At 56.3% G+C, this 18,836-nt stretch carries 16 protein-coding genes; 5 read left to right on the top strand and 11 right to left on the bottom strand.

Features of this window, described 5'->3' with window-relative positions:
* Positions 1 to 6: 6 nt before the first annotated feature.
* Positions 7 to 651 carry a helix-turn-helix transcriptional regulator gene (locus ABVF61_RS20120; RefSeq protein WP_353995313.1) on the bottom strand — a complete coding sequence of 215 codons (645 nt, stop codon included), beginning with the start codon at positions 649 to 651 and terminating at the stop codon, positions 7 to 9.
* Positions 652 to 1,019: 368 nt separating this feature from the next.
* Between ABVF61_RS20120 and ABVF61_RS20115 the strand changes: the two genes are divergently transcribed.
* Both ABVF61_RS20115 and ABVF61_RS20110 read left to right on the top strand, forming a co-directional pair.
* Positions 1,020 to 3,017 carry a putative bifunctional diguanylate cyclase/phosphodiesterase gene (locus ABVF61_RS20115; protein WP_353995312.1) on the top strand — a complete coding sequence of 666 codons (1,998 nt, stop codon included), beginning with the start codon at positions 1,020 to 1,022 and terminating at the stop codon, positions 3,015 to 3,017.
* Between the two features lie 46 nt (positions 3,018 to 3,063).
* Positions 3,064 to 3,378 (top strand): DUF2293 domain-containing protein, encoded by a 315-nt coding sequence (locus ABVF61_RS20110; RefSeq protein WP_353995311.1) that lies wholly within the window; start codon positions 3,064 to 3,066, stop codon positions 3,376 to 3,378.
* An 8-nt stretch (positions 3,379 to 3,386) separates the two neighbouring features.
* Here ABVF61_RS20110 and ABVF61_RS20105 read toward each other — a convergent pair whose 3' ends face one another.
* The 4 genes from ABVF61_RS20105 to ABVF61_RS20090 form a co-directional block, all read right to left on the bottom strand.
* Positions 3,387 to 3,779: a RidA family protein gene (locus ABVF61_RS20105; protein ID WP_353995310.1), complete on the bottom strand. Its 393-nt coding sequence runs from the start codon at positions 3,777 to 3,779 to the stop codon at positions 3,387 to 3,389.
* A gap of 283 nt (positions 3,780 to 4,062) precedes the next feature.
* Entirely contained in the window at positions 4,063 to 4,704 is a 642-nt protein-coding gene (locus ABVF61_RS20100) for an MOSC domain-containing protein (protein ID WP_353995309.1), read from the bottom strand.
* A gap of 191 nt (positions 4,705 to 4,895) precedes the next feature.
* On the bottom strand, positions 4,896 to 5,723 hold the full coding sequence (locus ABVF61_RS20095) for a hypothetical protein (protein WP_353995308.1): 828 nt from the start codon (positions 5,721 to 5,723) through the stop codon (positions 4,896 to 4,898).
* A gap of 149 nt (positions 5,724 to 5,872) precedes the next feature.
* Positions 5,873 to 8,065, bottom strand: a complete 2,193-nt coding sequence (locus tag ABVF61_RS20090; protein ID WP_353995307.1) for an FUSC family protein — start codon at positions 8,063 to 8,065, stop codon at positions 5,873 to 5,875.
* 141 nt (positions 8,066 to 8,206) lie between these two features.
* Here ABVF61_RS20090 and ABVF61_RS20085 point away from each other — a divergent pair, with 141 nt between their 5' ends.
* Positions 8,207 to 8,539, top strand: a complete 333-nt coding sequence (locus ABVF61_RS20085; RefSeq protein ID WP_353995306.1) for a DUF2834 domain-containing protein — start codon at positions 8,207 to 8,209, stop codon at positions 8,537 to 8,539.
* A 68-nt stretch (positions 8,540 to 8,607) separates the two neighbouring features.
* On the opposite strand, the gene ABVF61_RS20080 is transcribed toward ABVF61_RS20085, so the two are convergent.
* From ABVF61_RS20080 to ABVF61_RS20065, 4 genes are all read right to left on the bottom strand, one after another.
* The gene (locus ABVF61_RS20080; protein WP_353995305.1) at positions 8,608 to 9,591 is read right to left on the bottom strand and encodes a peptidoglycan-binding domain-containing protein; all 984 of its coding nucleotides are present in this window, start codon (positions 9,589 to 9,591) and stop codon (positions 8,608 to 8,610) included.
* Between the two features lie 932 nt (positions 9,592 to 10,523).
* Entirely contained in the window at positions 10,524 to 11,255 is a 732-nt protein-coding gene (locus tag ABVF61_RS20075; protein ID WP_353995304.1) for an endonuclease/exonuclease/phosphatase family protein, read from the bottom strand.
* Between the two features lie 288 nt (positions 11,256 to 11,543).
* A complete protein-coding gene (ettA, locus tag ABVF61_RS20070; RefSeq protein ID WP_353995303.1) occupies positions 11,544 to 13,193 on the bottom strand; it encodes an energy-dependent translational throttle protein EttA in 1,650 nt (549 codons plus the stop codon).
* 198 nt (positions 13,194 to 13,391) lie between these two features.
* Positions 13,392 to 14,408: an acyl-CoA desaturase gene (locus ABVF61_RS20065; RefSeq protein ID WP_353995302.1), complete on the bottom strand. Its 1,017-nt coding sequence runs from the start codon at positions 14,406 to 14,408 to the stop codon at positions 13,392 to 13,394.
* A gap of 222 nt (positions 14,409 to 14,630) precedes the next feature.
* Between ABVF61_RS20065 and ABVF61_RS20060 the strand changes: the two genes are divergently transcribed.
* The gene (locus ABVF61_RS20060; protein WP_353995301.1) at positions 14,631 to 14,996 is read left to right on the top strand and encodes a metalloregulator ArsR/SmtB family transcription factor; all 366 of its coding nucleotides are present in this window, start codon (positions 14,631 to 14,633) and stop codon (positions 14,994 to 14,996) included.
* Positions 14,997 to 15,171: 175 nt separating this feature from the next.
* Here the strand turns inward: ABVF61_RS20060 and ABVF61_RS20055 are convergent, their stop codons facing one another.
* Entirely contained in the window at positions 15,172 to 16,281 is a 1,110-nt protein-coding gene (locus tag ABVF61_RS20055) for a hypothetical protein (RefSeq protein WP_353995300.1), read from the bottom strand.
* A 283-nt stretch (positions 16,282 to 16,564) separates the two neighbouring features.
* Between ABVF61_RS20055 and ABVF61_RS20050 the strand changes: the two genes are divergently transcribed.
* On the top strand, positions 16,565 to 17,518 hold the full coding sequence (locus ABVF61_RS20050) for a 2-hydroxyacid dehydrogenase (RefSeq protein ID WP_353995299.1): 954 nt from the start codon (positions 16,565 to 16,567) through the stop codon (positions 17,516 to 17,518).
* An 11-nt stretch (positions 17,519 to 17,529) separates the two neighbouring features.
* Here the strand turns inward: ABVF61_RS20050 and bla are convergent, their stop codons facing one another.
* On the bottom strand, positions 17,530 to 18,411 hold the full coding sequence (bla, locus tag ABVF61_RS20045) for a class A beta-lactamase (RefSeq protein ID WP_353995298.1): 882 nt from the start codon (positions 18,409 to 18,411) through the stop codon (positions 17,530 to 17,532).
* Positions 18,412 to 18,836 lie beyond the last annotated feature (425 nt).

The following is an 18,836-nucleotide window of genomic DNA, read 5'->3' as shown; positions in this document are numbered from 1 at the left end:
GAAATCTCATTCAGAGTGTTCGGCGCTATCTTGAGGTGTGATTCTGTACATACAGCGGCGATCCCCCGACAAAAGATGTTCGACACGCTCAACGGTCACCTCGGGCCCGAGCACTGTTTTGAACAAGCTGAGCTCGGAACGGCAAAAACCCTGGCAGGCCGTCGCAGCTGCGCAGATCGAACAGTGATTTTCAATAAGAAGAAAACCGTCCCGGTCGCTGATCGCCTCCGCCATGTAGCCTTCGTGGCTTCTCAGATCTGCCAGAATCTCGACCTTGTCCTTCAAGTCGGAAACATCACTCATGGCAGCGCTGTAGGACTGGCTGGCCTTTGCTTCCCTGTGCGCAATCAGGTTTTCCAGGCCGTCTTCACCATAAAGGTCTGTTACGCCGCCAAGCAAACCCAGTATCAGGTTCGCATGATTGTCGGGAAACTGCTGATGCCCTTTCGATGTGAGCTGCCAAACCCGCTTCGGGCGGCCAACCGAACCCTTCACGTCTTCAAAACCAACAAGATCTTCCTGGTTCAAGCCGTCAAGATGCTGCCTTATGGCGACTGAGGTGACACCGAGGTCCTCAGCCAGTTCACCCGCAGTTTGCGGACCGGCGGATTTCAAAGCATTCAACAGACGGGTTCGCGTACGATCAGCCATTGCGGTGTATATAGGCGTGCTTCTTTATAAAAAAATGGTTCTCTTTTCTTATTGCCGCGACGGGGTCAGGAAAATAATACCTGATTTTCAACGCGCTGGCGCTGGCGCCGCCTTTGTGAAGCGCTGGCACCAAAAGCGCCAGTCCGCCGCTGAATGCGGTATTTCGTTTATCCGCGGGGACATTTCAGGTCCTTCTGCCAAGCAATTCAGCGCTGAAAACGGGTCCCGTGCAGATTTCAACTCGTATTTTCTATTTTCCCGAAATACAATCAGGCTAACAAATTGAGTTGATTCAGAGACTAAAAGTCGGCGTTCTAACTCTTCTTTTAGCTTCTTCCCTTTAGAAACAAATAAATTTGGAGGGAGTGATGGACAAGATCAGGGCTTTCCTAAGGTGGATGATGATCGACCCGCGTCATCCCGAAATTGCCCAAGCCCAGTACAATGAGCTGAGAACTCAGATTCCGTCGCTTTACGCGCTGTTGATGGTGAACGCCATTGCTGTGGCCTACACGCATTACGACGTGGCTCCGGTCTACCTAACCGTTGGCGTCCTCATCCCGATGCTCATCCTGACGACGGTGCGCATGATTGCCTGGCTTCGCGCCAGCAAGATCACGCTCGGTCCGAATGAGGCGATCCGAAAAATGCGCCAGACCGTTCTGCTCGGCAGTGTTGTTGCGGTCATCTATATTTCGTGGTCGCTGAGCCTTGATGGTTACGGAGGCCCCGTCGAACGCGGACACATCGCGCTCTTCATTGCAATCACCGTCATCGGCTGCATTTTCTGCCTTATGAACCTGCCGCAGGCGGCGCTCATGGTGATGTTCATCGTGACCGTGCCCTACCTCATCCATTATGTGAGGCAGGATCAGGACGTCTATTTTGCCATTGCAATGAACATCTTCCTGGTCTGTCTTGTTGTCTTGCAGGTTCTGATCAGCGGCTATACCGGCTTTTGCAAACTGGTAAAATCACAAGCGGATCTGGCCGCCAAACAGCGTGAAACAGAGCTTTTGAATGCGGAAAATGAACGGCTGGCCCAGACAGACGCACTCACCGAGCTTCCCAACAGGCGTTACTTCTTCAACCGTGTCGCGAGCCTTATAAAAAGCCGGGAAACGCAGGACGGCAAATTCGCGGTCGGCGTCATCGACCTTGACCGGTTCAAGCCGGTGAATGACACCTACGGCCACAAGGTCGGCGACCAGCTTCTTATGGCAGTCGGCCAGAGGTTCAAGGAGCTCAACCTTGCGGATATCGAAATCTGCCGGCTGGGCGGGGACGAATTCGGCTTCCTTTACCTGGGCGATCTGGAAAAAGCTGCGCAGACCGGCCAGTCGATCTGCGACATGATCAGCGAACCCTACCGCGTTGGAGAAATGAACCTCGCCGTTGGGGCTTCCTGTGGTATCGCCTTTTATCCGGAGGCCGGCACGACAGCGCACGCTCTGTTCGATCGCTCCGATTATGCTCTCTACAATTCCAAGACAACATCGCGCGGGCAAACAACGGTTTACTCGGAAGAACATGAAGCGCGGATCCGTTCGGAGCGCGCCATCGAAAACGCCTTGCAGAATGCGGATCTTGATGCGGAGTTCCAGGTCTATTTTCAGCCTGTCGTATCGCTGCCCGACAAGATTGTTGTGGGCTTCGAGGCCCTGGCAAGGTGGGACAGCCCGGTGCTGGATAGAGTTGCTCCGGACAGGTTCATTGCTGTGGCAGAACGTACGGGCCAGATCAACCGCCTGACCTTGTCGCTTTTTGGCAAAGCCATCAGGCAGATAAAAGAGTTGCCGGGTGACCTGAGCTTGTCTTTCAATCTGTCCGCGCAGGACATCACCTCTTCACAGACGGTAAATGCACTCCTCGAAGCGATTGAACATCACAAGGTCAATCCAAAGCTGATCACGTTCGAAATCACCGAGACGTCGGTCATCGGGAGCTATGAAGCTGCGGAAGCGTGCCTCAAGACGTTGCGCAGCGCTGGCGTGAAGCTGGCTCTCGACGATTTCGGCACCGGCTATTCAAGCCTCGGATATCTCCACCGCCTGCCGATTGATTGCGTCAAGGTGGATCGCAGCTTCGTCGCGAGCATTCACGAACCTGTCGCCAGCGGCGTTATTACCTCGATTGTCAATCTGTGCCGCTCGATGGAAATGCTCTGCGTTGTCGAGGGCGTGGAGGACAGGACCCAGCTTGATCTATTAAAAGCGCTTCGCTGCAATCTGGTGCAGGGTTACCACTTCGCGCCGCCCATGGCGTTCAGCGAAATCGCCGAAAGCGCCGCATCAAGCGGGACCATTGCCGGGCTGCCTCTGTCTTGCACAGACGGCATGGAGCAGTTGCGGCTTTCCAGCGCCTGACCCATCGGTTTTCCAGAGCGTCTGGTCCTGCTCCCGGAGTGCCCGCATGACCGCAGGAACGAAACGGCAAAAAGAGATGCGCAAAGCCCTGCGCCTTCTTCTGCCGCGCGTGCCCATGCGCGACGCGGAAGCCATTCTTGCCGGTGCGCTCGCCGGACATTTGCGTCATCTGCCCCCCTCTATTGCGCTGTGGCAGGCAACAACCAGCCATGTACGGCACGAATTGACGGACTACGACACGCTGCTGGATGAGGGCTATGACCGGGATTCGGCGCGTTTCTTCGTTCTGGATGCCATGAACGATGTTCTTCAGGACTGGGGTTGCAACAAACCCGTTACGGACGCTGACGAGACGCCCTAGTTCGTCTCTCAAGGCCGTCTGGCAACCAGGTCAATCTCAACGAGCGCATCGACGGCAAGTCCCGTCACGCCCACGCATGTGCGGCCCGGAAGTTTGTCGGGCGGGAAATACGACCGGTACGTTTCGTTCATCGCGTGATAATCGCGCTTGAACTCGGTCAGATAAACCCGTGCAAAAACAACGTTCTCCAGGCTCAGATCGACACCTGCAAGAACCAGCTTCAGGTTTTCCATGACACGCTGCGTTTGCGCTGCGACACCGTCCGGCAAAGGGGCTTCCGGATTATCCGGATTGGTTGGCATCTGACCGGTGATAAATATCCAGCCGTCTGTTTCCACAGCATGGGAAAACGGGGCAACCGGCTGCGGCGCACTGCCGATCATGTGATGGATAGGAAGCATTTCGGTCTCCGGAAAATTTTTGCAGATTGCAGCCAGACTAATACCACGCACAAGAAATAAGAACCTATCTGATGGCGCTGTTCCGGTTTGCCGGCAAGGCGCTTTGTGCTGGACGGCCTGGTTGGCCGTTCAAACAAGGCAACGCCGTCCGGGGAGCCGGAACAGGCCACCGAAGGCCACGTTTGAAGGCTGTTCTGCCGCGTCGCAGATTTTGGATGATAATCAATATCGCCCTGCAACCTGCTTCTTGCCGAACAACCTTCAAACACGGTCAGATCGGTTCTTATTTCTTGTGCTTGGTATAACTCTTCGTCCGCGGGTAGATCCATTGCTCTGAAACATGAGCCGTTGCGGTTTCGCCCGGCCTGACCATACCGGGCTTTTCTATGTAACCCACCACCCCGCGCAATCCTCTCGCGACTCTCGGAAACAGAAGGTCCAATCCGTCATGTTCCGGATTGTGGCTTGCAATAGCTTCGCCGGCGACCCTGCAGGGTATGTTCTCTCCATCAATGCGAATAACCAAACCGCCATCGAAAACAAGGCGGGTGCGCGGAGGCAGGCGGGTCAGGTTCGGGATCGCAGAGAGCAAGATATTACCGCCAATCCACTCCGACTTCAGCGTCGCAAGGCCCATTCTGTCGGCGATCAGGGCAAGTTCATCAACCGAAAGAATGGAGACCTGTCTTTCATTGCACATTTCCGTTCCGCGCGGATACCAGGGTTCCCGTCCCCCTGATTTGCGCGTGAAGCCAGCATGCCGGTCACCAGGAATTCCCTCAAAAGTCAGCTCAAGACTTTCGACGGCTGTTGTCTGGAAATCGTCCGTGGATACAGTCCGGAAAACGCCTTCAACGTTTCCGGACACCTTGAACCCAGCTATGGTTTGGATCTCGTCAGGCAACAAGGTGAGCTGATCGGTCATTTGAAACTCCTGTCCGTCCTGAACAGGGTCTCTAACCGGAAGCTGGCTTCAACGCCAGCAAATCAATTTGATTTACGCATCAAACAACTTGATATCCCAGCCCATTTTGCCGGAAGTGGCAGCTTGATGACCGGCTTCGTGAACTGACCGGACCAGCGGTGTGAACGCCGGCCCGGTCGCATTCTTGACAGTCACTGAAGCTTGACTGAACACACCATCCGGGTGTGCTGGGAATTGATCCAGCAGTTGGGCGGCAGGGGTCCGGTCGGGAGCGGATAATAATAGTAGGTCGGCTGATTGGCAGCGTTTGCGATCGCCGCACCTGTCGCCACGCCGGCTGCATATGCCCCCGGATGATAGTACGGCCCATAGGGTCCATATGGCGGATAGTAAGGATGATACGGCGGGTAGTACGGATGATAGGGGTGGTGCCAGGCCCGGCAGCGCGGATCCTGAGGCGCGTGATAACAATAGGGACCGTAAGGTTCAAAACCAACCGATCCGGGTGCCGTGGCCGTTGTCCTGCCATGGTGATGATGCGGTTGCCGCGCGCTTCTGTCTATGAAGAGAGCAACACCGTTGGCACTTTCGGGAAGTTCGCCGCGCAAAACCGTGACCCCGTAAACCATCGATGAGCCTTCGCTCTTCGCGGACGTCAGCTCGACGAGGGCTGGTGCCTTGCCCGTTTCGCTCAAAATGGACACCACTGCGTTGGGTGGATTCCCTTTGAAGCCGTCGTCTGAGTTCCAGTAATCGGCAAAGTCTTCGTTCGATATCTGACCGCCGATGCGGTAAGGCCTGTCACTGAAATAGAGCACACCGGAATTGGTGCCGGACAGTGTCATCGAAGTGCCGTCATAGGCCATTTCGCCTGCTTGTTGAACGAAGTCGTAGGTGGGTGGCGGTGTCGGGTCGGCATTCACCGGCTGAGCGGTCTGCGCGCTTGCAGACCCTGTCGCCATCGCGGCCAAGAGGCCTGCGCCGATGGCCAGTCCGCGCGGAATTCTCATATAATTCATTTTTGTGTTCCTCCTACGGGCCAGGCGGGGTGCCCGTTTGCTGACATGCAAACCTTGCACATAGCTCCCCTTCAGATTGTGACATAAAACACAATCTGTGTTGCCAATTGCAGCTGCATCAAGGCCAGGGAATTAAAATTCGGCAATGCTCAGGCAAGGGCGGTTTTGCCTTCAAGTTCCGCCGGTGCGCTCCATACATGTTCCTGCTGCAGCCCTTCCAGGCACCGGACGACTTTCCGCGCGTAGTAGAGCGTCGCCACCCAGTCGGTCATTATGTCGATGTCTGTTGTGTCGGGAGACGGCATGTAGGCTCGCCATTTTTCCGCCAGGCCATGGGTTACCGGGAGCGCCTTGTGTTCCAGCACTGCGTCGAACTCATCGAGAACACGTTTTTCCATCCGGCCGAGCAGTTCCATAATCGCCGTCTCGTTGGGATGTCCCGCGACTTCTTTCGTGACAGCCGATCGCGCCTGCCGGTAGAGGATCACATAATCCGCAAGCACGATTACCAAGACGTCCAGATCCCCTCCTGTTCTGGTACTGGATGCCCAGGGGATTTGTTCTGCGCGATAGGTCTGTGCCGCTCCGATAAGCTTTCTTGCGGCTTTCTTAAGGTCGGTGTAGTTCGATTTTTCGGTCTGCAAAGTCGGATCGCTTCTATCCGTCAAAACCTTCCTGCAAGAGACCAGGTAGGCAAAGGCGAGGCCTTTGACCCCCTCGCCGCTCCGTCTTGGAAAAAGCAGCAGGGACGCGAGCAGGCCCGCACCAGCGCCGATCATCGTATCGCAGAGACGAGCCCAGAAGTCGGAGACCGGCAGCCCGGTCAATGCCTCCAGCCCGATTAAAACCATAAAACTTATGAAGCCGACAGCGATGCCATAGTTGCGCTCAAACAAGATGATGATCGGCGGCATCATCGCAACAATCAGTAAAAGGCGAAGGTCCGGCAGGTCTGCAAGTACCGGCTCCAGGAGGAGCGCGGCGAGAAACCCCACCATCGTTCCAGCTATTCTTTGGAGTGTTTTTTGAACGGTGGCACCAAGGCTGCTGCACAAGACAACAATCACGGTGATGGTAATCCAATAGGCGTGGGAGAGCTGAAAATAGTGGCCGATCGCGAAGCCGACGGTGGTCGCAGCGCTTGCCTGAACGGCCAGTTGCCACGATATCCGGCGCCAGAATTGCACATTGCCGGAGGGCGCAACATCGTCGTCCCGGCGCCTCTCGATCTGCGCATGTGCATCGGACAACTGCCACAGCCGCTCGAAGGCCTGCGCGATCCTCAGGACTTGAAACGCGTCTTCCCTTGGTAAGGTCTTGGCCTGGTGCGCCCATTGCTTGTCGGGATGTTTTTGAAGGTCCGGCACCACTCCTGTTTCGACGCGGTTCAAGACAGTCTGCAAGTCTTCCTGATAGCCAGGATCGGAGACAAGTTTGGAGCGGACATCCGGGCCGAGTGCAGCCATTGCGTTTCGGACTACCTCCGCCGCCAGACGCATCATCGCGGCCGTTTCCGGCGCAAGCCCCCTGAGTTCCCCATCGTTTTCCGCAAGATCGGTCGCTATTTCGAGTTCGGCGCGCAAGAGCGCCAAATCATGAAGCGTGATCGGCGTCACCTCTCGCGCTTGTGCCGTTCCGCTGGCCGCCATGCGCAGATATTCGGCGATCGCCCTGCGGTTCGACGTTTCGATTCTTTTGAACGTCTTGCCCGCAGACGGACGCCAGAGGCCTATGCGGACGGCAATGGCAATTGCCACCCCGAGCAACGCCATGGCGGGCAGCCAGATACCGGGTGAGTGAGGCGAACTGGTTAAAATGACAAAGAGCCAGACCATCGAGATCATGCGCCCGACGCGCATCCAGAATGGGCCGAGCCCGTCGAGACCGAAGCCGATGGCAATCACGCAGATCCAGAGCGTTTGCAGGACACGGGATGCAGATGCCCCGGAGATCTCACCGATCACAGCGCCAAAACCCGTGAGACCGGCCAAAACAAGCGCCAACAGAAACAAGTCCCTGGCTTCGTGTTTTCGGGTCGAGATGGGTGTGAACAACAGGACAAATCCCGCTGCGCCCGCGCAGACGACCGCCAGTGAAAACCCGGGCACGCCGTGCGCAAAACCACCGAGCCAGTGCGCAAGCAACGCAGCAATTACTACGGCAATTGTCAGATGAATGCCCCTGACCACGCGCAGGGCACCGGGGTCATATCGCTGGATCCGGGAAATGGTGCGAGACACCAAATGAAGCATCGGCTGAAATTCGATCCCACCTGACAAAGACCGGACTTTCTCGTCATTTCGAACTACGCTCTGCCTCGCACCGAGGCCGGACTTCACCATGGACCTAAATCCATGCGGCCGTAAAGACAAACGAGACCGATACCGGCTTCCACCCAGACAAAGTCTATTCCCCGCAAGGGAATTGAGATTGTGCGTGTCCTGAAGCACCTCTCGTGCGCCCCAAAAGGAACGCACCACGATATGAAAAGCTTCTACTTCACGCTTGCCGTTGTCGGCACTTTGATACCCTGGATTTTCTTTGGCGCATTTTTTGCCGAAAACGGTCTCAACCTGACGCTTCTGGTCATGCGCATGTTTGCGACGAAACCAGCCGCGGGGATTGCCGTGGATCTTCTGATTTCCTGCGCCGTCTTCTGGGTTTGGTCGTGGCGCGATGCACGGGCGAACGGCGTGAACGGCTGGTGGCTGACAATCCCGGCAATCCTGCTGGTGGGTCTGTCATTGGGACTGCCGCTCTATCTCTGGCTCAGGGAGAAATCCAAAGAGCTCCATGAGCGCACGAGTGTTGCCTGAGCCCTTGACGCTTGAGCCGGAAGACGTTTCGATCAGCGGCCCAGGCCTTCTCACTATCAGGCGAACACTCAGATAATCCCATCGAAATTCGTGAGATTGTTGTGTCCCAGGGCGTTCCTGTTCGCACGCACACGTCTCGCCAATTCGTTCAGCGTCTGCGTCTGGATCGCTTTTGTGCCGAGCAATTGCTTTGCGACTTCGTCAGCCTGCAAAAAGACCGGGTTCAAACCTAGTGTTGGGTCGGATGTCAGAGGATCCACCTGAGGTCCACCTGTCAGAATGTGATGAAAAGTGCCCTGCGCGACGTGCGCGATGGTTTCAGACTTGTCCCGCGAGAATGGAGCGCCGGCCGGATCGCTGCCTAATGCGCGAATATCACAAAACGCATGGGTCGCTTCGTGAATCACTATGGCCCTTTCACTGTCTGTCGTGATGCGCGAAAAAGGCATGACAAATGTGTTTGCTCCTATCAACACTTCACCCGTATGTTTGTTCGGTACGTCGCGCGCGAAGTAGACCGCAGAAACATTTTCCCCCAAAACGTGCTGTTCGGCAGTAATGTCACCCGCTTTCATTGCGTCACGCACTGCATCAAAACTGGTTTTATTGATATGCGTTCCCTGCACGATGAAATTCACGTCAATCAGGCGCGGATGTCCCAAAACATTTATGATCGACTGAGCGAGGTTCGAATTCTCGTCCGTGATATCGCCTGACCTTGGAATTCGCGCCAGTGTCACAGGCGTGCGCAGCAACCTGTCAAACACACCCATTGTCTGCTCGCCGACAACGCCGTCAACACTGAAGCCAGGGTCTGTTGCACGCTGCTTGCGTTGAAACTCGATCACGGCATTTTTGGTCTCATTGCCAAAATCGCCATCTGGCGAACCATGTTTTGCCGTGGATTTTGGCAGCGGATGGCTCAGGTCGATCAGGGCCTGCTGCACATGGCGGACGTAAAGCCCAAAGTCACCGTGCTTCATCGGTGGATCGTTTTCTGCGGTTTGCTGCAACCGCATGTTCCAGTTGAACCGGGGAGACGTCAATCGCATTGCTCTATCCCTTCTTTCAACCGGCGTATCGGAAATGACAGGTGCCCACGCACATGACGCTTCGGAGACCCTTCCGTGACCTTGAAAAGGTGATCCGATATGTGCTCCAAGGGCCAGGCCAAATACAGCACCGGCAGTAAAAGCTAAATAATTCTAAGTACCCGTCGAGATCATTCGCCAGGAATACAATTCTCTCCGACGCATTCACGCCATGAAAGGATTTTTTATTTAGTGCTTATCAATCGATTTTGCCAAAAGATTTTGGTATCAAAACGTATCATTCAAGTAACGTGCTGTTACAGAGTTTGAACATCGTCCTGATTGCGCCCCGCAATAAGACGCGACACAGACAATCAGAGCCTGCTCGCAGTCGGACCTGAGACCGATTTCCGGATCCTTGTGCTTGAAAAGCTTGGCGCTCCAAAATGCCGTCATCCCAAACGCTTTCGCCGAAACAGCGCTGGACGATCATCACTATAAAGTTCTGCGTAACTTCTGAATGCTTTCGGCTGAACCGCGAGTGTCAGCGCGACTAAGCAAGGTCCATTGTCGCGTCCATCCGCGGACGTCTTTCTGCAACGAAAGCGACCTAACCCCGGAATACCTCGATAGAAACAAATTCACTGCATCCGTATGATCAAGTGGTCCATCCTTCGAGACAGCGCTTTGCGCTTCCTCAGGATGAGGCTCTCCAGGGTACGGGGCTCAATGCCCACCTTCTTCATTCCGGCCAAGCTCAGCGCAAGCCGGAACCGGAGAGCCGCGGCTCCGCAGTGCGACTGAAGGACTTCCGGTTCTCCGATCCCGGATCTTCCTCTGGTCGTCCGGGATGACGACGTGAAGAAGGCGGCGCGCATGGAGACTGCCTTTATGTTGCATGTCCTTACCCGTCTTCACGCCTGTGCCTCTTTGTTGGGTGCTGAAAGCAAACCTCAGTTACCAATTACAAGTGTGGAGATTATCGGCCAATGATCTGATCCGAGAAAAGGGCCGACGTCGCATGCCCTTGGCTCAACCCTGCCCTTGATGAAAATATGATCCAGCTCCAGGCCGACACCTGGAACAGGAGTGAGCCATGTCGGGCTCCAGCGCCCACCGCAAACAACTTTCCGGACTCCTCCCTGCGCCTGAAAGACCGTCATGAGCGGCGACCAGGAGACGGCGTTGAAATCGCCCGCAACGAGTACCGCGCCTTCTTCCCCTTCCAGCTCGCGCGCGACCGCTTCAAGGATCGCCTTCTGACGCTCGTAGTGCGTTGGGCTGATCGGTGGAGGCGGATGTATCGCAAAAATGCCCAAGCAAGAGGGCTGGTTCTCAAAGCAGTATTCCGCCTTTGTGATTGCGTACGCGTTGCGGTCAACCTGCAGGATCTCTGCACCGCGCGGCGCTGACCGGGCCAGGATGATTGCACTCGGCCGACCAAAGAGCGCTTGTCGTGGCGTCCCGGTGATGTGGTTCATATCCGGAAACCTGGCGAGAAGAGCATCATCTGCCGGGACCGGCAACTCGGCCAAAACCATAATATCGAATGCTTCGCGGCGGTGCGCGTCTACCAGGTGGTCGAGTGCGTCGGCCCTGCCAAAAAGGTTCGCGGCAACCAGCTTGAGACCGGCACCATTGAAGGTGGACGCCTCAGCGAACCGCGACCCGTTTCCTACGTCCATTTTCCAGACGGAGAATGCGCAAAGAATAGAGGCACAGAATGCAAGTACCCATCGCCGCTTCACGCACAAAAGCACGAGCAAAACGAGACCTGACAAGGCGAACTGGGCTTGGAATTGCGCCAACAGATCCAGGGGCCATCCGACATGAGACAGTAAGGAGCCTGCGCTTGCGCATGCACACGCCAGAAGCCCCAAACTGACAATTCGTTCAAATGAAGTCATGCAAGACGCATAAATGAAAAAAGGGCAGCCCTTGACCGCCCTTTCAGCATTCTTTGTGCAATTTTATCAGCGCGTCAGCGGCTTGTATTTGATCCGGCGCGGGTCGGCGGCGTGCGCGCCGAGGCGGCGGACCTTGTCTTTTTCATAATCCTCGAAGTTGCCTTCGAACCACTCCACGTGGCTGTCGCCTTCAAAAGCGAGCATGTGCGTCGCGAGACGGTCGAGGAACATGCGATCGTGGCTGATGACCACGGCGCAGCCGGCATAGTTTTCCAGCGCATCTTCCAGAGCTGCCAGCGTCTCGGTGTCGAGGTCGTTGGTCGGCTCATCGAGCAGGAGAACGTTGGCGCCCTTCTTCAGGACCTTGGCGAGATGCACACGGTTTCGCTGACCACCGGAGAGGTCTCCGACCTTGGCCTGTTGAGCCGGGCCCTTGAAGTTGAAGGACGAGCAGTAGGCGCGAGAGTTGATTTCCTTGTCATCGAGATAAATCACCTCGGCGCCGCCGGAGATCTCTTCCCAGACCGTCTTGTTCGGGTCGAGCGCGTCGCGTGACTGGTCGACGTAGCCGAGCTGGACACTGTCGCCGATAACGACATCGCCGCTGTCCGGATTTTCCTGGCCGGTCAGCATCTTGAAGAGCGTCGACTTGCCGGCACCGTTCGGGCCGATCACGCCGACAATGCCGCCGCGCGGTAGCTTGAAAGAAAGATCTTCGATCAGAAGACGGTCGCCAAACCCCTTGGAGACCTTGTCGATCTCGATCACGTTCGCCCCGAGCCGTTCGCCCACCGGAATGAGGATCTGCTCGATGGTCGGCTGACGCTCTTCCTGCATGGCGACAAGGTCCTGGTAGGCACGGATACGCGCCTTGGACTTGGTCTGGCGGCCCTTTGGCGACATGCCCATCCATTCGCGCTCGCGGGAAATCGCCTTGGAGCGCGCCATGTTTTCACGGCCTTCCTGCTCCATGCGCTTGGTCTTCTTTTCCAGATAGACCGAGTAGTTGCCTTCGTAGGGAATGCCACGTCCGCGATCGAGCTCCAGGATCCAGCCGGTAACGTTGTCCAGGAAGTAGCGATCGTGGGTGATGATCAGAACAGAGCCCTTGAACTCGCGCAGGTGCCGTTCCAGCCAGTGAACGGTTTCAGCGTCCAGATGGTTGGTCGGTTCGTCGAGAAGAAGAAGATCCGGTTCGGACAGGAGCAGCTTGCAGAGCGCAACACGGCGGCGCTCACCACCTGAGAGGCTTTCAACGCCATTGTCGGACGGCGGGCAGCGCAACGCCTCCATCGCCATTTCGACCTGGCTTTCCAGGTTCCACAGATCCTGGGCGTCGATCTCGTCCTGGAGCGATGCGGCTTCATCGGCGGTTTCATCCGAATAATCCATCATCAGCTCGTTGTAGCGGTCGAGCTTGGCCTGCTTGTGCGCGACGCCTTCCATGACGTTTTCCATGACCGTCTTGGAATTGTCGAGCTGGGGCTCCTGCGGCAGGTAGCCGACCTTTGCGCCCTCGGCGGCCCAGGCTTCGCCGGAATATTCCTTGTCGATGCCTGCCATGATCTTCAAAAGCGTCGACTTACCGGCACCGTTCGGGCCCAGGATACCAATCTTGGCGTCCGGGTAGAAGGAGAGGTGAATGTTGTCGAGGACTTTCTTGTCGTTATAGGCCTTGGAGAGGCCGTGCATATGATAGATGAACTGGCGCGCCATGGGGCTCCGCTTCTCCACTTTCGAAAACTGACGGGATTCTTAGGAATTCTGCCGGGTCTTTTAGGGGAAATGCGCGCCGGGGGCAATGGGGGGATGAAGCATTCCATACAATTTGCGGAAAGTAGCTCAAGCATGGGACGAGGCAGCAGAAGTTACGCTGCCTCATACCCCACGGTGGAAGCCCAGGCGTCCTCCGGATCAAATCGGAGATGTCCTTGCATAGCCTTTTTTGGCAAGCGTCCGAGGCAGTGTTTGCAGCCAACCGGCCGCTTCTACAGGCTGCGCAGTGTTCGCAGCGTTAACAGTCAGTCCCGGCCTTGCGTCGAGCGTTTCCGGCGTCTCGATATCCCAGGCCAGTCCAAGCCTTTCCAGTCCCCTCACCAGCCACCAGCCGAGGTCCGTCTGGCCGGGCAGAAAACCGAGCCTTGCGGATTTCGGGAAGGCATGGTGGTTCTCGTGGAAGGCTTCGCCAAAGGTGATCAGGCCGAGGCGCGGGAGGTTATAGCCCTGAACGCAAGCGCCTTTGACAAAAAGCAGATGATCCTTCGGCTGATGCGCATAGTAGCCGACGAGCCAGTGACCGATCAGCGACACGGAAACCCTGCAGCAAATGCCCCAGACAACAAACGGCAGACCGCCGAGCAGATAAAGCGGCACGGCGATCACAAGCTGCTGCGCCATCCAGGTCTTTTCAACGCGCCGATAGAACGGATCTTCGGCAATTTCCGGCTCAATCTCAAAACGCGGCTCCTGCTTCAGATCGATGCCGCAGCACAGCTGCCAGTAGGCATCTTTCCAGAAACCTGAACGGTGTGCGAAGAAGTCGTGGCAGTCAGCCTGGCGTTGCCCCCAATCGCGAAAATCGTGCAATCGGATCATGCCGAAGGGGCCGGCCATGCCGACCAGAACACCGAGATAGACCAGCAATCTCTCAACCCATGGGACGGCTTTGAAGGACCGGTGGATCAACAGCCGGTGCATGCCGACCGAATGGCCGCCGCAGATGGTAACAGCGGTCAGCACGACAAAAACACCAAATGCAGTCCAGGAGAAGGTCAGCGGCCCGCCGATCAGCGCGACTGCCGTCACGCCAACGATCCAGGCGGTTTTGACGGGACGCACCGCAACGCGGCCCTCTACGGGATTGGCACCGTCTTCAGAAAAAACGCGTTCAGTGGATATCGGCTGCGGAGCCGCAGTGCAGATCTCAGGCATGCTCGTTCCTTCCCTGCCCATCGGGGCACAGATCATCTCGTCATCCGCACCTGCGCACGGAAGTGAAAAAAGTTGCAAATCCGCCCGCTGAAACCAGCAGGCCCTTGCCTTTGGAAAGGACGTCCACTATTTAGGCAGTAAGCTAATTACCATCAATTATATAATTAGGCAACTACCTAATTATGAGATGATAAATACGCCCGGCAGGAGGCTTGCTGTGACATGAGTGATTTTTCGGATGCGCGAACGGCCGCTGAGACAGGCGGCATTCAAAAAATCTTCGAAGCCCTGGCCTCTGCGCCCCGGCGCAAGATCCTGGCTTATCTTTCCCACAGCTCTCTGACCGCAGGCGAGATCGCGGAACGGTTCGAGATGTCGAAACCCTCGATCTCGCAGCACCTGAGCGTTTTGGAAAGCGCAGGTCTGGTGCAAAGGGAAAAGCGCGGCCAGTACGTGCACTATTCGATCGTTCAGGAAAGCCTGACCAACACGCTCAACAGCTATGTCCAGGAAGTCTGTCCCGTGTCGCGTCCGCTCAAGAAGGAGAGCGCGTCGATCGGAAACAGGCAAGCTTCCGAAGAAAGCTGAGCTTTTCTAGCTTCAAAATTTTTCGGGAAAATCGATCATTCCGTGGCGTTCCTTCAGGACTGTGAGCACTCGACCAGGCTGCGGTTTTTTTACGGCACATCCGCGATCGTCACACCGGCAAGCGAGTACTTCTCTGACGCCCCCGATTTTCAGGCACTAAAACTGCTGATGGCGGTCAGTCGCTAAAGAGCGTATCAAAGTCTGGATTCACCCGTCTCTTGCATGCTGCCTCGGCTTGCCTCGCCTGGGCACGATCATGCTCAATGGCTGACCGAAGAGCTTTGTCAAAAGGCTGTGGGCGCATCTTGTCCGCGGAGTAGCTCGTTCCGATCGCAACGATCCGGGCGCCGGTCAATTCAAAGAGACGATCCTCGAGTTCACCAATCAGAGTACGATCTTCGCAATGGAAACTTGCTGCCGTGCACCGGCAACGTGACGCGGTTGCCGAGTGGATTCCAAAAGATTTTCTCGTGTGGAGCACAGGAACATCATCGCGAAGGCCAAAGACCCTCGAGCCGGGTGAAAAGGCGGCAACGACAACGGCACGCACGCCAGGATCGTTTTCGAGCCTCCAGTCAATGGCTTCGTAAGAATCGAGCCACAGGGTCACACCCTCATGCTGGAATGAAAGATCGACTTCCACGGATGTGTCTCGTGCGCGACTTTCATACAATCCGATATAAACAAGATTTCTGGGCCGAGCTTGGAAAGCGCTGAAGTAGCTTGTCAGCTCAGGTCGCGAGAACAACCTTTTCTTGTCCTGAATGGTGACTTTGAATTCAACAGTGTGCCAGTTATTGATGTAGAACACCTCTATGTGATGCTTGCCTGCTGAGAACTTGTGCTCAATTGTTGTGTTTGAACCGCCTTCGTAGACGATGTCTCCGTCAATCTTAATCCGCGTCTTGGCCCAACTCTGACTGACTAGAATCTGCTTCGTCACCGGTTCGTCGTAATAAACGAAGCCGCTCCAGGACGCTGTGAAGTTTCTGGGTTCGATATCGGGGAAAACGCGTCGTCCACCAAACTTGATCGCGATGTCTTTAACCTTCTCCCTAATTTTCGGAGGGTTTTTCACGGTCCGGTCAAAGTATACTGCCTCGAAAGTCAGATCGCCCTGTGAACGATCAGATGCTTGGGCCGCGGTTGCATACGCTGTGAAGAAGATGGCGAGCGCGAGAGCTATGGCTGCAATCAACGCTCGTGGTATCTGTTTCAAATGAAAGGACAAGTTCAACACCCGAAAAAACAATCTCTGATTGTTAACATTGCCACTGATACGCATTGAATGACAGCAAAACCAGACGCTGGTCTCATTTCAAACGCGTAATTTTGCAGAGATAGCTAAACAGGTCTTAACCTGGAGCAATGCACGCGGAACAGGCACGCGTTTTGCCGCCAAGCCCGGTGCAAAAATTTCAGGCTCAACCCCGGTGCCAATACCGGATAGCCTTGCGTACCGGCGAGATACGATCGTTCACATTTCCTCTTTCGCGAACCATCATTTCTTGTAAAGTCCGCACACGACCGCATGTTCTCACGCATTTCTCCCCTTCCCGGACACTCGCATGCCAAAACCAGATATCCTCATGACCAAGCCGATGCTGCCCATCGTCCAGGAGCAGCTCGACGCCGAGTTCACCGTCCACCGGCTTTACGAGGCTGCGGACCCGGAAGCGATGCTTCGGGAGGTTGGAGACACCATCCGCGGTGTTGCCATGTCCTGGGTGGAAGTCGACGAGGCTTTTCTCGCTAAGATGCCGAACCTGGAGATCATCTCAAGCTTTGGCGTCGGCTACGACCACATCGATACGGATGCTTGCCTTGCTGCGAAGGTGATGGTTACGCACACGCCTGACGTCCTGACTGAAGAAGTCGCCGACACAGCCATTGGCCTGATGATCATGACCGTGCGCGAGCTGGGACAGGCCGAAGCATGGTTGCGCGACGGCAACTGGACCGGCAAAGGCGGCTACCCGCTTACACAGGCGACCGTGCAGGGACGGACTCTCGGTATTTTCGGGCTCGGGCGCATCGGCAAGGCGATTGCCAAACGGGCCGAGAGCTTCGGTCTCAAGGTTCATTATCACGGCCGCTCCCGGCAAGACGGGGTGGACTACCCCTATCACGGGAGCCTGACCGCGCTCGCGGAGGCGTGCGACACGCTGATGGTGGTGGCGCCGGGCGGCGCAGAAACCCAGCACGCGGTGAACGCGGAGGTGCTCTCCGCGCTCGGACCTGATGGCATCGTCATCAATATCGGCCGCGGCTCCGTAATCGACGAGGCAGCGCTCGCCGAGGCGCTTGAAACAGGAACGATTTACGGAGCCGGACTGGACGTTTTCGAAGAAGAACCCTGCACGCCGGAACGCCTGATGAAGCTGCCTCGCGTTACCCTGCTCCCTCATGTCGGTTCGGCATCCCAGGCCACCCGCAATGCCATGGGCCAGCTTGTCGTCGATAATCTGAAAAGCTGGTTTGCAACGGGAAAGCCTGTGACGCCAGTTCCGGAAATGGGCTGAGATTTCAGCTGCTAACGAAGACCTTCAGCGAGAGCTGACCCGATCGTTTCAATGGCCTTGTTTCGGGTCTGGAATGCGGCCGTCGTCTGGGTGATATAGACGGCGATCACCACCGGCTTGCGCCCTTCCGGCCAGATAACCGCAATATTGTTGCGCGACCCGTTGGCGCCGGCGCCGGTTTTGTCGGCAATGCGCCAGTCCTTTGGCAGTCCTGCCCGCAGGGTCTTGTTCCCGACCTTGTTGCCTTCCAGCCAGCCGGTCAGCGTATCCCGCCCCTGAGGATCCAGGGCATTGCCCAGCACCAGTTTGCGAAGTGTTTCGGCGGCCGCCCAAGGTGTGGTCGTGTCCCTTGGATCACCAGGAATGCCGGTGTTCGACTCCGGTTCCCAGCGGTCGATGCGGGTTTTGTCATCACCGATCTGCCGCAGGTAGGCAGTCACCCCCTCCGGCCCGCCGAGTTCCGCCATGACAAGGTTTGCGGCGGCGTTGTCGCTTATCGTGACCGTGACTTCGCACAGTTCCGCGATTGTGAAACGCTCGCCGCCGACACGCTTTTCAGTAACCGGCGAATAGGAAACAATATCGCTCTCCTTCACCACCACCTCGCGGTTCAGTTCCGCCGTTCCCTTGGCGGCAGCGTCCAGCATCGCGGCGCACAGAAATGCCTTGAAGGTGCTGTTCAGGGGAAAGCGCTCATCGCCCTTGTTTGACCACGTCTTGCCCGTTTGCGTGTCGATGATCGCGACACCGACCCTGGCCGACAAGCGCGCTTCAGCATCCTGAACGGCTCTGGCAACAGGACCGGGATCAAAGTCGGCTGCTCCTGCGGGAACAACAGACAGGAAAGGGATCAACAAACCCAGGAGGGCAAACCTGCGACTGCTCAAAAACATCATCGTCTCCAGAGAGTATGAAAAATCGCCTGTTGCGTCCTGCCCCCCTGGCGAACCGCATCAGACGCGACAGACATTGCGCCTGCCTTTCACATAAGACAAATGATGATTGATAACGTCAGGCATGAGAAAAACTTGGTCATGTTCAATTGCCTTCCTATTTCGATGAAAGCTCGCTTATGGAGTGTTTTCTGTCCCAAGGCTTGTCATTCCGAATGCTGCACAGCCGAGGGCTGCAACCTTCTGTGTCTGGAGTGTGCCTAACTGGGCCAGGCAAGAGGCCACCGGAACCTGGGCCGAGGCGACGAAATTCCGCCCTCATCCTGAGGAAGCGCTTAGCGCTGTCTCGAAGGATGCACTGCAGACCCAGAGTACGCGGCCCATCCTTCGAGGCTTCGCGTTGCTGCGCACCTCAGGATGAGGAG

Origin of the sequence: Roseibium sp. HPY-6, assembly GCF_040530035.1 — a bacterium.
Classification (GTDB): domain Bacteria; phylum Pseudomonadota; class Alphaproteobacteria; order Rhizobiales; family Stappiaceae; genus Roseibium.
The sequence above is the reverse complement of the archived record's forward strand: the minus strand, read 5'-3'. Positions and strand labels throughout refer to the sequence as shown.

Excerpts from the sequence above, each read along its gene's own strand:
- ABVF61_RS20120 (WP_353995313.1), bottom strand. The coding sequence starts at position 651 with ATGGCTGATCGTACGCGAACCCGTCTGTTGAATGCTTTGAAATCCGCC.
- ABVF61_RS20115 (WP_353995312.1), top strand. The coding sequence starts at position 1,020 with ATGGACAAGATCAGGGCTTTCCTAAGGTGGATGATGATCGACCCGCGT.
- ABVF61_RS20110 (WP_353995311.1), top strand. The coding sequence starts at position 3,064 with ATGACCGCAGGAACGAAACGGCAAAAAGAGATGCGCAAAGCCCTGCGC.
- ABVF61_RS20105 (WP_353995310.1), bottom strand. The coding sequence starts at position 3,779 with ATGCTTCCTATCCATCACATGATCGGCAGTGCGCCGCAGCCGGTTGCC.
- ABVF61_RS20100 (WP_353995309.1), bottom strand. The coding sequence starts at position 4,704 with ATGACCGATCAGCTCACCTTGTTGCCTGACGAGATCCAAACCATAGCT.
- ABVF61_RS20095 (WP_353995308.1), bottom strand. The coding sequence starts at position 5,723 with ATGAATTATATGAGAATTCCGCGCGGACTGGCCATCGGCGCAGGCCTC.
- ABVF61_RS20090 (WP_353995307.1), bottom strand. The coding sequence starts at position 8,065 with ATGGTGAAGTCCGGCCTCGGTGCGAGGCAGAGCGTAGTTCGAAATGAC.
- ABVF61_RS20085 (WP_353995306.1), top strand. The coding sequence starts at position 8,207 with ATGAAAAGCTTCTACTTCACGCTTGCCGTTGTCGGCACTTTGATACCC.
- ABVF61_RS20080 (WP_353995305.1), bottom strand. The coding sequence starts at position 9,591 with ATGCGATTGACGTCTCCCCGGTTCAACTGGAACATGCGGTTGCAGCAA.
- ABVF61_RS20075 (WP_353995304.1), bottom strand. The coding sequence starts at position 11,255 with ATGGACGTAGGAAACGGGTCGCGGTTCGCTGAGGCGTCCACCTTCAAT.
- ettA (WP_353995303.1), bottom strand. The coding sequence starts at position 13,193 with ATGGCGCGCCAGTTCATCTATCATATGCACGGCCTCTCCAAGGCCTAT.
- ABVF61_RS20065 (WP_353995302.1), bottom strand. The coding sequence starts at position 14,408 with ATGCCTGAGATCTGCACTGCGGCTCCGCAGCCGATATCCACTGAACGC.
- ABVF61_RS20060 (WP_353995301.1), top strand. The coding sequence starts at position 14,631 with ATGAGTGATTTTTCGGATGCGCGAACGGCCGCTGAGACAGGCGGCATT.
- ABVF61_RS20055 (WP_353995300.1), bottom strand. The coding sequence starts at position 16,281 with ATGCGTATCAGTGGCAATGTTAACAATCAGAGATTGTTTTTTCGGGTG.
- ABVF61_RS20050 (WP_353995299.1), top strand. The coding sequence starts at position 16,565 with ATGCCAAAACCAGATATCCTCATGACCAAGCCGATGCTGCCCATCGTC.
- bla (WP_353995298.1), bottom strand. The coding sequence starts at position 18,411 with ATGTTTTTGAGCAGTCGCAGGTTTGCCCTCCTGGGTTTGTTGATCCCT.